This is a genomic window from Streptosporangium heterodermiicola, from assembly GCF_051390675.1.
Classification (GTDB): Bacteria; Actinomycetota; Actinomycetes; order Streptosporangiales; family Streptosporangiaceae; genus Streptosporangium.
Map to the genome: position 1 here is coordinate 91,589 of NZ_JBPJSR010000018.1, position 14,581 is coordinate 106,169.

Genomic DNA, 14,581 nt, shown 5'->3' on the forward strand with positions numbered 1-14,581 from the left:
AAGCCACGATAATCGGGCTATGCGGTTCGACATCCTCGGTCCCACCCGGATCCGGCTCGACGGCGGGCGCGTGGTCGTCGTGGGCGGGCAGGGGATGCGCGCGCTGCTCGTGATGCTCCTCCTCGACGCGGGGAGGGTGGTGACCACCGAGCGGCTGATCGGCGGACTGTACGGCGACGATCCGCCCGCGAGCGCCGCCAACGCCCTGCAGTCCCAGGTCTCGCGGTTGCGCAGGGCGCTCGGCGTCCAGGAGATGATCGAGTTCCACCCGGCGGGATACCGGCTCGCGGCCGGTGCCGACGCCGTCGACGCCCACCGCTTCGAACGGCTCGCCGCCGAAGGCCGCCGGGCCCTCGCCTCCGGAGAGCACGGCCGGGCCGTCGAGCTGCTGGGCGAGGCCCTCTCCCTGTGGCGCGGGCCCGCGCTCGCCGACGTGGCGGAGTCGCCGTTCGCCCAGGCGCCCTCGGCCAGGCTGGAGAGGCTCAGGCTCGACTGCGTGGAGGACCGCGTCCAGGTGGAGCTGGAGCTGGGACGCCACCGCGAGCTGGTCGCCGAGCTGCAGGAGCTGACCGCGGCCCACCCCTTCAGGGAGCGGCTGTACGGGCAGCTGATGCGCGCCCTGTACGGCTCGGGCAGGCAGGCCGAGGCCCTGGAGGTGTACGAGGGAGCCAGGCGGATCCTCGGCGAGGAGTTCGGTGTGGACCCGTCGGCGGAACTGGCCGCCGTGCACCTGGCGGTGCTCAGGGCCGACCCCGCCCTCACCGGCGCCCCCGGCGGCGTCGTCGGCGTCGTGGCCGACGGTGCCACGCCCGTCAGGTCGGGGTTGTGGGCTCCGCTGACCAGCTTCGTCGGCAGGGAGAGCGAGATGTCCAGGCTCCGCGCGCTGCTCGGCGAGGCGAGGCTGGTCACCTTGGTCGGCCCCGGCGGCGCGGGCAAGACCCGGCTGGCCGGTGAGGTCGCCGCGGGGGAGCGGGGCGACGTGTGCTTCGTGGAACTGGCCCCCGTCCTCGGGGAGGGGGAGGCGGCCCAGGCGGTCCTCGGCGCGCTGGGCGTCCGTGACGCCGGTCTGCTTCCCGCCCCCGGCCGCCCGGTGCCCGCGCCGCTGGCCAGGCTGGTCGCGGTGCTGGCCGACCGTCCCGCGCTGCTCGTCCTGGACAACTGCGAGCACCTGGTCGCGGAGGTCGCCGAACTCGCCGACCGCCTGCTCGCCGCCTGTCCAGGACTGCGCGTCCTGGTCACCAGCAGGGAGGCGCTCGGCATCACCGGGGAGGTGCTCCATCCGGTCGCGCCGCTGCCGGTGCCGAGGTCGGGTACCGCCGCGGGAGAGTCCCTGACCTACCCGGCCGTGCGGCTCTTCGCCGACAGGGCGGCGGCCGTGCGCCCCGGTTTCCGCGTCGACGACGCCAACGTCGAGCAGGTGCTGGGCATCTGCCGGGCCCTGGACGGCCTGCCGCTCGCGCTGGAGCTGGCAGCCGCGCGCCTGCGATCCCTGCCGGTGGCCGAGGTGGCCTCCCGGCTGGACGACCGGTTCCGGCTGCTGTCGCGCGGCAGCCGCACCGCGCTGCCCCGGCACCAGACGCTGCGCGCCGTGGTCGCCTGGAGCTGGGACCTGCTCGACGACGACGAGCGGTCGCTGGCCGGGCGGCTCACCGTCTTCGTGGGCGGCGCGACGCTGGAGGCGGCCGTGCGGGTGTGCGGGCTGCGCGAGGACGAGGCCGTGGACCTGCTGAGCTCACTCGCGGAGAAGTCGCTCGTCGAGCGGGTGGGCGAGCGCTACCGGATGCTGGAGACCATCCGCGCGTACTGCGCGGAACGGCTGGCCGAGACCGGCGAGACCGAGGCGCGCCGCGAGGCGCACGCCGCGTACTACGCGGACCTGGCGGCCACGGCGGACTCCCACCTGCGCGACGCCGGGCAGCTGGAATGGTTGCGGCGGCTGGACGAGGAGCACGACGACCTGCACGCCGCGCTGCGCTGGGCCGTCGACACCGGCAGGACCGCGCGAGGGCTGCGCCTGCTCGCCGGGATCGCCATGTACTGGTGGCTGCGCGGCCGCCGCTCCGAGGGCGCGGCCCTCGCCACCGACCTGCTCGCCGCGATCGGACCCGTACCGGCGGGGAACGCGGCCGGCTCCGTGGAGGGGCCGGGACTCGCACCGGTCGAGGGACCGGCCGGGTTCGTGCCGGCGGGGAGCGCGGTCGGCTCCGTGGCGGGGCCGGGGCACTTCGAGAGGGTGAAGGGACTCGCGCCGGTCGAGGGAATGGAGGAGGAGTACGCCATATGTGTGCTCGTGTCCTCCTCCGGCGAGTCGCGGTCGCCCCGGCATCCCGCCCTGGTGGAGACCATCGTCTCGATCATCCCGCCGCTCGACCGGCCGTACCGGTGGCCGTTCCTGGCCATGCTGTGGCCGATGTTCACCGGCCCGCCCGACCTCCTGCCGGAACCGCCGGGACCCGTCGTCACCGACCCGTGGCTACGGGCGCTCTCCCGTTTCGGTTACGGCTACTTCTACCTGTACGGCGGCGACGCCGCGAGCGCCGAGCACGCCTTCGAGGAGGCGCTGGAGCTGTTCCGCTCCCTCGGGGAGCGCTGGGGGAGCGCGCTCACGCTGGCCGAGCTGGCCGGGCTCGCCGACCTGCGGCGGGACAGGGCCGCGTCGCGCGCGCTGGGTGGCGAGGCGCTTCGCCTGGCGGAGGAGCTCGGGTCGGACGAGGACATCGCGGAACTCGTCTGCCGCGAGGCCGCGGGGATCGTACGCGACGGCGATCTCGCGACCGCCCACGCCGAGTACCTCCGCGCGGCCGGTCACGCCCGCCGGGCGGGTGCCCCCGACGTGATGGCCAAGGTCCATCGCGGCCTCGCCGAGATCGCCAGGCTCCGCGGGGACCTGGACGAGGCGCGCACCATCGCCCTCAGAGCCCTGGAGCTGTGCACGCAGGGGTGGTACACCATCGAGGAGATCCGGTTGCGCATCATCGTCGAGCTCGCCCGGATCGCCGCGTCGGGCGGAGACAACGCCGAGGCGAGGACCTGTTACCTCAGGGCACTGGAACCGGCGCTGCAGCGTTACCCGCCGGTGGCGGGCTCGGTGATCGAGGGCCTGGCGGAGGTCACGCTGGCGGAGGGCGACGCCGAGGGCGCGGCCAGGCTGCTGGGCGCGGCCACGGCCACCACCCTCGGCGGCGCCGCGGCGGGCCCCGACGCCGGCGTCACGGCGGCCGTTCGTGCCCGGACCGGCGACGCCGCGTACGAAAGGGAGTGGCACGCGGGAACCCGGATGTCACGAGGCGAGCTGCTCACGATGCTCACCCCGTGACTGCGTGACCCCGTGACTGCGTGACCCCGTGACCCCGTGACCCCGTGACCCCGTGCCTCTGTGACTGCACGACCGCGTTCTGACGACCCGGCGGTTGGATGGCTCGGCGGTCCGGACGGCCCGAACAGCATCGAGGCCCGACGGCCTAACGCCTCGCCCCGCCTCGCCCTGCCCCGCCTCGACCCGAACCGGCCGGAGTGGAGGCGTGAAGGCGTGAAGGCGTGGAGACGCACGCCCTTGTCACGACGCACGCCCCTCCCGCTGGCGCACGCCCACGTCACGACGCGCGTCAGCGGGAGGTGCGCGGGCCGTCAGCGCCGCCGTTCACGATGACGGGCATGAACGATCATCCCCCGATCACGAGTCGCCGCAGGTGGGCGACCCTCGCCGTCGCCTGCCTGGCGGCGCTGCTCCTGTCCGTCGACGTCACCGTCCTGCACCTCGCCCTTCCCCGGCTGGTCGCGGACCTGGGGCCCTCGTCGACCCAGATCCTCTGGATCGGCGACGCGTACGGCTTCGCGCTCGCCGGGCTGCTGATCACGATGGGCAACGTCGGCGACCGGATCGGCCGCAAGCGGCTGCTCCTCATCGGCGCCGTGGCCTTCGGCGCGGCCTCGGCGGTGACCGCCTACGCCCCCACTCCCGAGCTGCTCATCGCCGCCCGCGCGCTGCTCGGTGTGGCGGGCGCCACGATCATGCCCTCGACGCTGTCGATCATCCGCAACGTCTTCACCGACCCGAAGGAGCGGACCACGGCGGTCGGCCTGTGGAGCGGGATGGGCGCGGCCGGGTTCGCGCTGGGGCCGGTCGTGGGCGGCCTGCTGCTCGACCACTTCTGGTGGGGCTCGGTCTTCCTGATCAACCTGCCGGTGATGCTGCTCATCCTGCTCGCGGGCCTCGTCGTGCTCCCGGAGTCGCGCAACCCCGCCGCCGGGCGAGTGGACCTCGTGAGCGTGCCGCTGTCCATGGCCGGCGTGATCGGTTTGATCTACGCTGTAAAGGAGGCTGCCGCGTACGGGCTCGCCACCAGCGGTGTTCTGGTGCCGGGGGCCATCGGGATCGTCGCGCTGGCGCTGTTCGCCCGGCGGCAGACCCGGCTCGCCGAGCCGCTGATCGACGTCCGCCTCTTCCGGCGCCGGGCCTTCACCGCGTCGGTCGGCGCCAACCTCGTCGCCATCTTCGGCATGTCCGCGCTTTCACTGATCTTCGCCTGGTACTTCCAGCTCGTGCTGGGCTGGTCGCCCCTGCGGGCCGGTCTCGCGGGACTGCCCGGGGGCATGTCGGCGGCGGTCGGCGGGGTCCTGGCGGCGGGGCTGATCACCCGCTGGGGCCGGGCCAGGGTGGTGGCGCTCGGCCTGGCGCTCGCCGCCGCGGCCTTCGCCTGCTACAGCCAGATCGCCCTTGACACCCCTTACCTTTACTTCCTCGCCCCGATGATCGTCTGCGGGGTGGGCATAGGGCTCACGTTCACGGTCACCAACGACACCGTGCTCGCGAGCGTGCCCAGAGAGCGGGCCGGCGCGGCCGCGGCGATCTCCGAGACCTCCTTCGAACTGGGCGGCGCGCTGGGCATCGCCGTCCTGGGCAGCGTCCTCACCGGCGTCTACCGGGGCGAGCTCAGGCTTCCCGCGGGGCTGCCCGGCGAGGTGGCCGTCCCGGTCGGGGAGTCGCTGCCCACCGCCCTGGAGGCGGCCGCGGCGCTCCCCGGCAGGCTGGGGGAGGCCGTCGCCGAGGCGGCGAGGACGGCGTTCGTCACCGGGGTCGAGGTGACCGCGATCACCGCCGCGGTGACGATCGCCGTACTCGCGGTGGTCTCGCTCGTCAGCCTCCGCGGCGTCCCCGACGTGATCCCCGAGGAGCTCCTCGCCGAGCCGCACCGGTGACCCGGTGACCCGTTTCCTGACCGCCGGTTGCCCGGCGTCGCCCCGCCCACCGAGGGGAAAGACTCGCTGAGAGCGCTCTCACTCAAATGTGGCGCCGACGGCGTGGATACGGAGATGTGCCTGGTGGAAGCGGCTGGCGTGCCATGATCCGCCCGCAGGGCTCGTATCCATCCGAGAGAGCGCTCTCGCGAGAGGATTGACTCGGTCGTGTCACAGCGTCAGGATCTGCGCAGTGCGGTCCCGGGAGCCCGCCATGCCCATCGCAGTACCCGACGAACGGATCCTCGATGATCAGACCCTTCGCCCGGCCGGGCGCCCGCCGGAGCGGACTCGCGGTGCTGGCGAGTCTCGCCGTCCTGTCAGCGGGTTCCGCCGGGATTCCGAGCGCGGGCGCCGAGACCTCGGCGGGCGGGCGGCAGCCGGTGGTCGGCAAGCCCGCCCTGGACTCCCGTGGCTGCGCCCGCGTCGAGAGGAAGCTGCCCACCCTCTCCGAGTGGCCCAGGGTCAAGAGCAGGATCGAGAAGGACCGGTCCTACGAGAAGCGGGTGGCGAAGATCCTCGCGGGCATGACGCTCGCCGAGAAGGTCGGTCAGATGACCCAGCCGGAGATCGCCGCGATCACCCCCGCCGAGGTCGGGCAGTACTTCATCGGCTCGGTGCTCAACGGCGGCGGCTCCTGGCCTGGCCGGGACAAGCACGCCACGCGGAAGGCCTGGCTCGACCTCGCCGACGCCTACTGGAACGCCTCCGTCGCCACCCGCGCGAAGATCCCCGTCATCTGGGGCATCGACGCCGTCCACGGCAACAACAACGTCTACGGCACGACGGTCTTCCCGCACAACATCGGGCTGGGCGCCGCGCAGGATCCGTGTCTCGTACGCGACATCGGGGCGGCGACCGCCCGGCAGATGCGCGCCACCGGCCAGGAATGGGCGTTCGCCCCCACCGTCGCCGTCCCCCTCGACGACCGGTGGGGCCGCACGTACGAGGGCTTCTCCGAGGATCCCCGGATCACCCGGGCGTACGGGTACGAGGCCGTCAAGGGACTGCAGGGCAGGCACCCGCGCGGCATCGGCCAGGACGGCGTCATCGCCACCGCGAAGCACTTCATCGGTGACGGCGGCACCATCAAGGGCGTGGACCAGGGCGTCAACCCCGCGTCCGAGGCCGAGATGATCAACGTGCACGGCCAGGGCTACTACGGCGCCCTCGCGGCCGGTGCCCAGAGCGTGATGGTCTCGTTCAACAGCTGGAAGAACGCAGACCTCGGCATCGACGAGGGCAAGCTGCACGGCAGCAAGCGCGCCGTCGACGACATCCTCAAGCGGAAGATGGGCTTCGACGGCATCGTCGTCTCCGACTGGAACGGCGTCGGCCAGGTCGCCGGGTGCACCAACGCGAGCTGCGCCCAGGCGGTCAACGCTGGTGTCGACGTGGTGATGGTGCCCAACGACTGGAAGGCGTTCATCACCAACACGATCGCCCAGGTCGAGAGCGGTGCGATCCCGGTGGCACGCGTCGACGACGCGGTGACGCGCATCCTGCGCGTGAAGCTGCGCGCCGGGGTGCTCGACGGGCCCAGGCCCTCCAGGCGCGCCTTCGCCGGGTCGGCCGGCGCGATGGAGTCGCGCAAGCTCGCCAGGGAGGCGGTGCGCAGGTCGCAGGTCCTGCTCAAGAACAACGGCGGGGTGCTGCCGCTCGCCGCCGACTCCAAGGTCCTCGTGGTCGGCAAGAGCGCCGACAGCCTGCAGAACCAGACCGGCGGGTGGACCCTCACCTGGCAGGGCACCGGCAACGTCAACGCCGACTTCCCCAACGGCACGACGATCCTCGGCGGCCTGCGCGAGACGCTCGGCGAGGCCGACGTCACCTTCAGCGAGACCGGTGACGGCGTCGACCCGTCGGCGTACGACGCGGTCGTCGCGGTGATCGGTGAGACGCCGTACGCCGAGGGCGTCGGCGACCTCGCGCGGCGCACGCTGGAGTCCGCCAGGATCTACCCCGGTGACCTCGCGGTGCTCGACAAGGTCACCGGCAGGGGCGCGCCCGTCGTCACCGTCTACGTCAGCGGCCGGCCCCTCTGGGTCAACAAGGAGCTCAACCGCTCCGACGCGTTCGTCGCCGCGTGGCTGCCCGGCACCGAGGGCGGCGGCGTCGCCGACCTGCTCGTCCGGGGCGAACACCGCGACGGCTACACGGGCAGGCTGCCGTACTCGTGGCCGAAGAGCGCCTGCCAGTCGCCGCTGAACGCGGGAGCCGAGGGCTACGACCCGCTGTTCCCGCTCGGGTACGGCCTGCGTGACGGCCAGAGCGGATCGGTCGGGACGCTCGACGAGACCGCGCCCCCGTTCGGCTGCGGCGAGCAGGGCGGCGGCGGTGAGGCGAGCGAGGAGCTGGAGATCTTCAACCGCACCGACATCGCGCCGTACCGGAGTCTCATCGGCTCCCCCGAGAACTGGGGCGGCACCGAGATCGGCCCCGACGGCCAGGCGGCGCACGCCGAGATCGGCGTGGTGCCGTCCGACGTCAACGTGCAGCAGGACGGCCTGAAGGCGACCTGGACCGGCACCGGTCCCGGTCAGCTCTACCTGCAGAACCCGGCGGGCGGCACGGACCTGCGGGGCTACCTCAACGCGAAGGGGGCGCTGGTCTTCGACACGATCGTCCACCGGCCCCCGGCCGCCAGGACCGTGCTCAGCGTGCACTGCGTCTATCCGTGCTTCTCCGAGGTGGTGGCGACCTCCCTCTTCCAGGGGCTCCCGGCCGGCACCAGGTCCACCGTCAAGATTCCCGTCGCCTGCTTCGCCGCGGGCGGCCTCGACCTGGAGGTGGTCAACACCCCGTTCCTCGTCTACACGGAGGGGGCCTTCTCCGCCTCGTTCGCGAACGTCCGCTGGGTGCCGCAGGCGGCCGACGACCCCGACGCGAAGCAGTGTGAGGACCTGACCTAGGAGTCCGAGGTCGCCGGCAACGCCGCCGTGATCGGCCGGGTTCGCGTGGACGACGGGGCGAATCGGGGGCGCGTGAGTTCGGGACGCTGACCGAACCAGCCCGGCGGGTCGTTTCTCAAGGCCGCCTCGGCGCGGCTGCCTGGATCGCCCCGGACACTCCATCCGCCGACAACGATCGGCTCCGGCTCACTCTTGACGATCGGTGACCTGGTGTAGCCGTTTCAGGGGATGCTGCGGGTGGAGTGTCCTTGATCGCGATCTGGTAACCGGCCGCGCACGGGAGCGACGGTGACGAGCGGCCGATCGTCGCGCGTTTTCAAGAGCGGTACGCACAGGTCCAGGAACCGCGCGCCCGGGGCGACTCGCTCGACTCCATCGGCCGTGACCTCGGCCTGGCCTTCCGGACAGTGCGTCGTTTCGCCTACGCCACGTCCGTCGATGATCTGCCAGCGCCACCACGATCATCAAGAGTGAGCCGGAGCCCATCGTCTCCGCGCGCAACACCGGTGAAGCGCGATCGGAGACGGGCGTTGCCCCATCGGAAGCGTTACCGAGGGCGCGGGTGTCGTCGCGGGAAGAAATACGTGAAAGAGGGCTCGTCGACCTCTGTTCTCCGGCGGAGGTCGAGCGTTCAATGGCATCGGGAATCCAACAGCGGCACTGTGTAACAAGTGAAGCCGGGTTCCCGGAAAGATTTGGTCAAGTTTTCTCAAATTGGGTGAGTCGGGAGAGGAGAGAGTCGCCTGGAAAACGGGCACAACCACCTCGTTAACCCGTAAAGCGGAGGTAAGCCCTGGTGAGAAGATCAAGGGCCGGGTTCGCCGTGGTAGCTGTGGCGGTCGTCTCCGCCATGGTCGGCGGGCTCACGGGATGTGCACGTGCCGAGTTCACCTACGTCCGCCACGACGACGGGCAGACGTACTTCAAGGTTCCGGCGGCCTGGCAGAAGGTCGACCAGGTGGCGCTGGACAAGGCGACCATCGGGGCCGACCCCGAATCGGCCACCGCGCGGCTGCGCAAGCAGCTCATCTGGTCGGCCGCCTACGACGCCCACGCCGAGCCGTCCGCCGACCACCTTCTCGGCTACGGCACCGGAGACGAGCCGTTCGTCTTCGCCCGCATCGCCAAACTCCTTCCCGACGAGCAGGACTCGTTGTCCCTGAACACCATGCGCAACTCCGTCCTGCCCGTCACCGACACGGTGCGCACGGAGTACGCGAAGATCCCCGGTTACCCGTTGCAGGACTTCGAGCTGCTCGCCGACGAGGTGCTCCAGCCGGGGGACGGCCTGCGCGGGGTGCACGTGCGGTTCAACTACGCGATCCAGGGGGCCGGAATCGAGACCTTCGACCTCACCTCCTACCTGGCCGAGGACGGCAAGCAGATCTCCACCCTGCTGATCCGCTGCTCGGCCGCCTGCTACCGGAAGCGCGCCGGGGAATTCGAGAAGATCGCGCAATCGTTCAAGGTCAAGCGGCTCACCGGGTGAGGAGAAGCCCGTCCATGAAGTCACCTCCACCGCCTCCCAACTTCGAAGGACTCCGGGCTCCCGGTTCCGGTCCGACAGATCCGCATCCCGACAAGCGTAAGAAAATGCCGTTCTGGGACCGGATCAAATTCCTGCTCATTCTTACGATCATCTATTTCATTCTGGTATGGAGTGAGATGGCCTCTTATGAGGGCATCATCACGTTCCAGGATGCGATGATCATCACCGCGATCGCGGCGCCGTGGATCTTCTGGCTCCTGGGGGCCGAGTTCCTGCGGCAACTCCACTTCTTCGTCAGCGAGCGTTCCGCCGGATACAACCGGTTCTGGACGCGAAGTGTTTTCGGCGGTTTCGAACGCTGGACCCATCGCCGCTTCTCCGACTGGAACCGTTTCAGGATGGCGCGCGCCATCAAGTGGGTGTTCTGGATCGCGGTGCTCGCCCTCATCCTCGGCGAGGTGCTGGACACCTCTCCGGCACTCGCGCTGTTCCAGGCGCCCGCGCTCCTCTGGCAGGCGCTGCCGTACGTGGCGCAGCTCGCCTTCGCGTTCTTCTTCATCGCCTTCCAGTTCATCGGCCTGTTCTGGCTGCTGTCGCGGGGCGGTGTGGAGACGTACTTCCCCGACGACATCAAGACCCGCTTCACCGACGTCTGGGGCCAGGACCACGTCGTCGAGCGGGTCAAGGAGAACATCGTCTTCCTGGAGAGGCCGGACGCGATCGAGGAGCGCGGCGGCTACGTGCCCAGCGGCCTGCTGCTGTGGGGCCCGCCGGGCACCGGCAAGACCCTGATGGCCGAGGCCGTGGCCGGGGAGACCGGCAAGCCGTACGTGTTCGTCGACCCCGGCGCGTTCGTCAACATGTTCATGGGCATCGGCATCCTGAAGGTGAAGTCGCTGTTCAGGAAGCTCCGCAAGCTCTCGCTGCGGTACGGCGGCGTGATCGTCTTCTTCGACGAGGCCGACTCCCTCGGCAAGCGCGGCTCGCTGGCGCAGCAGGGGCCCAGGGGCGGCCCCGGGTTCTCCCCGCACACCGCCGGATGCCACGGCTTCGGCTACCTCAGCGAGGACACCCGGTGGCTGCTGACCCGCCAGGGCGCGGCCGAGCAGAAGGAGCCCGACACCGGCCGCAGCCGCTTCATGATGGGCGGCATGGGCGGGGGCGGCGGCGACCCGGGCACGCTGCAGGCGCTGCTCACCGAGCTGTCCGGCCTGAAGAAGCCGAGGGGCATCGTCAACCGGCACGTGCGAAGGCTCTTCGGCATGCGGCCCAAGCCGCCGCCGAAGTATCGGATCCTGGTCATGATGGCCACCAACATGCCCAACTCGCTGGACGAGGCGCTGCTGCGGCCGGGCCGCATCGACCGCATCTACAAGGTGGGCTACCCGTCGAAGGCGGGCCGGGTCCGCACCTACCGCGGTTACTTCGACAAGGTCGACCACGAGCTGACCGAGGCGCAGCTGGACAAGCTGGCGACGATCACGCCCTACGCCACCGGCGCCACGATCAAGGACCTGGTGAACGAGTCGCTGATCACCGCGATCCGCGACGGCCGGGAGATCATCACCTGGTCGGACGTGACCCGCGCCAAGCGGCTCAAGCAGCTCGGGCCGCCCGAGGACGTGGAGTACATCGAGCGCGAGCGGCACGCGGTGGCCGTGCACGAGGCCTGCCACGCCGTGGCGGCGTACCGCACCCGCTACCACCTTGAGATCGACATCGCCACGATCGAGAAGGGCGCCGACTATCTCGGCATGGTCGCGAGCATCAAGCCCGAGGACCAGTTCACCCGCTGGAAGTCCGAGCACGAGGCCGACATCATGGTCTCGCTCGCCTCCCTGGCGGGGGAGCGGATGTTCTTCGGCGAGGACAACTCCTCGGGGGTCTCCGGCGACCTGTTCTCCGCGACGTACCTCACCGCGCTGATGGAGGCGCACTGGGGCATGGGCCGCGGGGTGACCTCGGTGCCCGCGCTGCAGGAGCTGGAGATCATGGGCGGCAAGTCGATGCCCAAGCCCGGCGGCGGGGGCATCGGGTTCACCAAAACGCCGGGCGGCGGTCAGCCGCTCGCGCCCGACGTGCTGGGCGAGCGCATCGAGTTCAACCTGGTGGGCCTGCTCGACCGGACCGAGGAGCTGCTGCGCGAGCACCGGCGGGACGTCCTGTGCCTGGCGCACGCGCTGGAGGCGCACAAGACGCTCAACGGCGACGACGTGGTCGCGATCCTGGAACGCAGGCGGGGGCCGCTGATCGACGGCTCCATCTACGTCTCGGACGACTTCTACACCGAGATCGAGGAGTATCACCTGGAGGCGGCGCGGGCGCACCGCGAGCACAGCCACGTGGCGCGCGCCCTGCCCGTCCCGCCGGCGCTGCCCCGGCTCGAACCCGCCGCCGCGGTCATCCACGGCGCGGTGCTCACGGGCAACGGCAACGGTTCCGCGGTGTCGAGTACGGTGCCGAGTACGATTCCGGCCGCTGTGTCCCCGGTGTCCCCGGTGGCCGGGAGCGAACCCGACTTCGTGCCCTGGGGCGACGAGGCCCCGGTGCGCCGCCTGTCACCGGCGCCGCCCCCGCCGCCCGCCGCCCCCGCGAGGCGCGGCGGGAAACTGCGGACGGTGCTGGTGATCGCGGCCAGCCTGGCCGCGCTGGCGGCCTTCACGGCGCTGGGCACCTACGTGCTCAACGGCGGGACGGTCGCGATGGGCCGGACGGGCCCACCGGACTCCGGCACGCTCGCGGTGGTGTTCGTCGCCGTACTGGCGGCGATCGTGGGGGCGGCCATCGTGGCGGCGGTCACCCGGGGGGCGCAGGCGGCCAAGGCCAGGGCCGAGGCCCAGCGGGACAGCGCCGTGGAACGGGCCCAGCTGCTCGCCGCGGCGATGGACCCCGAGGTCGCCATGCGGGTCCTCGGCTACAACGGCAACGACGAACGGCCCCCGCGCTGAGGTCTCCCGGCGAGCGCGGGGCGTCGGGAGACGAGGCGGCGAGGCAGTGACCGGCAACGAGTGAGGGGTGAAGGACGACGAGCACAGCCCGCCGGGCCGGGGCCGAGGGCGGGCTGTGGCCGGAGGTTCCGGGGAGACCGTGAGGCAGGGTCTCCCCGGAGGTCCGTCAGTCGAACTCGCCGTCCTTCACGCCGCCGACGAAGGCGTCCCACTCGCTCCGGGTGAACGCCAGCGACGGGCCGCCCGGATCCTTGGAGTCGCGGACGAGATACAGCTGGTCGGCGTCCGCCTTGTGCCTGGCGACCGCCTGGTCACCTGGGACGACCGCCACCTCCACGCAGTTGCCTCCGTTGGTGCTGCGGCCGCTCTTACGCCACTCGGCGCCTGACAGATCCATCGTGGACCCTCGCACTTTTTCTTCCTTCTACAGCTAGGGGGAGGAAAACCTTCTCGCCATCTGGGCGATGAAGGCTGCCGACGCCTCCTGACTGAGAGCCATCTCGCAGAGACTCTCGAACATGGAGGCGTAGCGGCGGACTTGCTCGGGATCGTCCGGTACGTTCCCGCTCGCGGCCTGCTCCAGGTAGAGCAGGTCGGGAGCCTCGGGTTCGGGGAAGCTGAGCAGGCAGAACTGGCCGTCCATCGCGGGGTGGGCCCCCGCGGAGAACGGGGCGACCCGTATCTCCACGTTGGGCAGCCCGCTGAGATGGACGAGATGCTCCAGCTGCTCCGACATGATGTCGCGACCGCCGATCCGGCGCCGGATCACCGCTTCGTCGAGCACGGCGACAAGGTGGATCGGGTCACCGGGTCCGTGCAGCAACCGCTGGCGCGAGATGCGCACGGAGACCGTCTCCTCGACCTTGGAGGGGGTCTGAGCTACTGAGGTCGCCTCGATCACCGCGCGTGCGTACGGTTCGGTCTGCATCAGGCCGGGGACGACCAGCGGCTCGTACGAGCGCACGAGCGACGCCTCCGCCTCAAGCCCGATGTAGGAGTCGAAGCCGGGTTTCAGGGCCTGACGGTGGGGGTGCCACCAGCCCCGTCTTCTGGCCTCGACGGCCATCTGGATCAGGGAGTCTCGAGCCTCCCCGGTCACGCCGTACACATCGGTGAGGGCCGACACGTCCGAGGGGCGAGGCCGGGACAGGCCCGTCTCGTATCTCCAGACGGTGGTGTCGGTGGAGCCGATCCGCTCGGCCACCTCCACCCTGGTCAGCCCGCTGTCCTTTCGCAGACGGCTCAGCTCAGCCATCAGACGGCGATGACGGGCCGTGGGGCTGCGTCGAGAAGCCACGCATCTACCTCCCTCCGTCCTTTGATAGCAAATCTGCGGAATCCCAACATGAGGTATTGCAGTCCTTGATAGAACAGTTCACCGTGAGTGAGTGTGCCATCTCAGAGGGCGATGTGCATGGAATATGCGTGTCGGAGAGTGAGGTCAACGATGACGACCGGACGGCGGGCCGTCTCACCTCGATCAACGGTGACCCTGAAAGGGGTCCCGGAGTCGGTGTCGATGGCGCGGAGCCGGGTCAGGGAGCTTCTCGGTGAGGGCCACCCCGCGTCCGACGACGTCGTCCTCCTGGTGAGCGAGGTGGTGACGAACTCGGTACTCCACTCCGGTTCCGGAGGGGGCGGCGAGGTCGCGATGACGGTGGCGGTGGGATCGGCCGCGGTGCTGGTCGAGGTCTGCGACGCCGGGTCCGGGGCGTCGGCGCCGCACGTGCGCAACGACCCGGAGGCGGAGGGCGGGCGGGGCATGTTCCTGGTGGACCTGCTCGCCGACGACTGGGGCATCCAGGACGACGTCCCCGAGGGATCCAGGACGCTCTGGTTCGAGGTCGGCTTCTGAATCCGGTCTCGTTCTCACCCCACTTCCGTACGGTCGCGAAACCCAGTTCCCCCAGCCCCCAAAATTTGGGCCTTTGCTAATCAACGCCGCTGTTTGACTCTCGGTGGAGGCACGCGACAAAACCCTAGAGTGCGTGCCT

The 14,581-nt window shown here is 70.8% G+C and carries 8 protein-coding genes; 6 read left to right on the forward strand and 2 right to left on the reverse strand.

What is annotated here, in order from left to right:
- The first annotated feature begins 19 nt into the window (after window positions 1-19).
- The 5 genes from ACSC1Q_RS32130 to ACSC1Q_RS32150 all read left to right on the forward strand — a co-directional run bounded on the left by ACSC1Q_RS32130 (window position 20) and on the right by ACSC1Q_RS32150 (window position 12,587).
- Window positions 20-3,316, forward strand: a complete 3,297-nt coding sequence (locus ACSC1Q_RS32130; protein ID WP_436762449.1) for an AfsR/SARP family transcriptional regulator — start codon at window positions 20-22, stop codon at window positions 3,314-3,316.
- Window positions 3,317-3,654: 338 nt separating this feature from the next.
- Window positions 3,655-5,199: an MFS transporter gene (locus ACSC1Q_RS32135; RefSeq protein WP_436762450.1), complete on the forward strand. Its 1,545-nt coding sequence runs from the start codon at window positions 3,655-3,657 to the stop codon at window positions 5,197-5,199.
- Between the two features lie 287 nt (window positions 5,200-5,486).
- Window positions 5,487-8,150, forward strand: coding sequence for a glycoside hydrolase family 3 N-terminal domain-containing protein (locus ACSC1Q_RS32140; protein WP_436762451.1), 2,664 nt, complete (start codon window positions 5,487-5,489; stop codon window positions 8,148-8,150).
- 796 nt (window positions 8,151-8,946) lie between these two features.
- Complete coding sequence (locus ACSC1Q_RS32145) at window positions 8,947-9,639, forward strand: hypothetical protein (RefSeq protein ID WP_436762452.1); 693 nt, start codon at window positions 8,947-8,949, stop codon at window positions 9,637-9,639.
- A gap of 176 nt (window positions 9,640-9,815) precedes the next feature.
- The gene (locus ACSC1Q_RS32150) at window positions 9,816-12,587 is read left to right on the forward strand and encodes an AAA family ATPase (RefSeq protein ID WP_436762453.1); all 2,772 of its coding nucleotides are present in this window, start codon (window positions 9,816-9,818) and stop codon (window positions 12,585-12,587) included.
- A gap of 166 nt (window positions 12,588-12,753) precedes the next feature.
- Here ACSC1Q_RS32150 and ACSC1Q_RS32155 read toward each other — a convergent pair whose 3' ends face one another.
- Window positions 12,754-12,984, reverse strand: coding sequence for a DUF397 domain-containing protein (locus tag ACSC1Q_RS32155; protein WP_436762454.1), 231 nt, complete (start codon window positions 12,982-12,984; stop codon window positions 12,754-12,756).
- A 33-nt stretch (window positions 12,985-13,017) separates the two neighbouring features.
- A complete protein-coding gene (locus tag ACSC1Q_RS32160) occupies window positions 13,018-13,842 on the reverse strand; it encodes a helix-turn-helix domain-containing protein (RefSeq protein WP_436762455.1) in 825 nt (274 codons plus the stop codon).
- 231 nt (window positions 13,843-14,073) lie between these two features.
- Here ACSC1Q_RS32160 and ACSC1Q_RS32165 point away from each other — a divergent pair, with 231 nt between their 5' ends.
- On the forward strand, window positions 14,074-14,442 hold the full coding sequence (locus ACSC1Q_RS32165) for an ATP-binding protein (RefSeq protein ID WP_436762456.1): 369 nt from the start codon (window positions 14,074-14,076) through the stop codon (window positions 14,440-14,442).
- Window positions 14,443-14,581 lie beyond the last annotated feature (139 nt).

Excerpts from the sequence above, each read along its gene's own strand:
- ACSC1Q_RS32150 (WP_436762453.1), top strand. The coding sequence starts at position 9,816 with ATGGCCTCTTATGAGGGCATCATCACGTTCCAGGATGCGATGATCATC.
- ACSC1Q_RS32135 (WP_436762450.1), top strand. The coding sequence starts at position 3,655 with ATGAACGATCATCCCCCGATCACGAGTCGCCGCAGGTGGGCGACCCTC.
- ACSC1Q_RS32130 (WP_436762449.1), top strand. The coding sequence starts at position 20 with ATGCGGTTCGACATCCTCGGTCCCACCCGGATCCGGCTCGACGGCGGG.
- ACSC1Q_RS32140 (WP_436762451.1), top strand. The coding sequence starts at position 5,487 with ATGATCAGACCCTTCGCCCGGCCGGGCGCCCGCCGGAGCGGACTCGCG.
- ACSC1Q_RS32155 (WP_436762454.1), bottom strand. The coding sequence starts at position 12,984 with ATGGATCTGTCAGGCGCCGAGTGGCGTAAGAGCGGCCGCAGCACCAAC.
- ACSC1Q_RS32160 (WP_436762455.1), bottom strand. The coding sequence starts at position 13,842 with ATGGCTGAGCTGAGCCGTCTGCGAAAGGACAGCGGGCTGACCAGGGTG.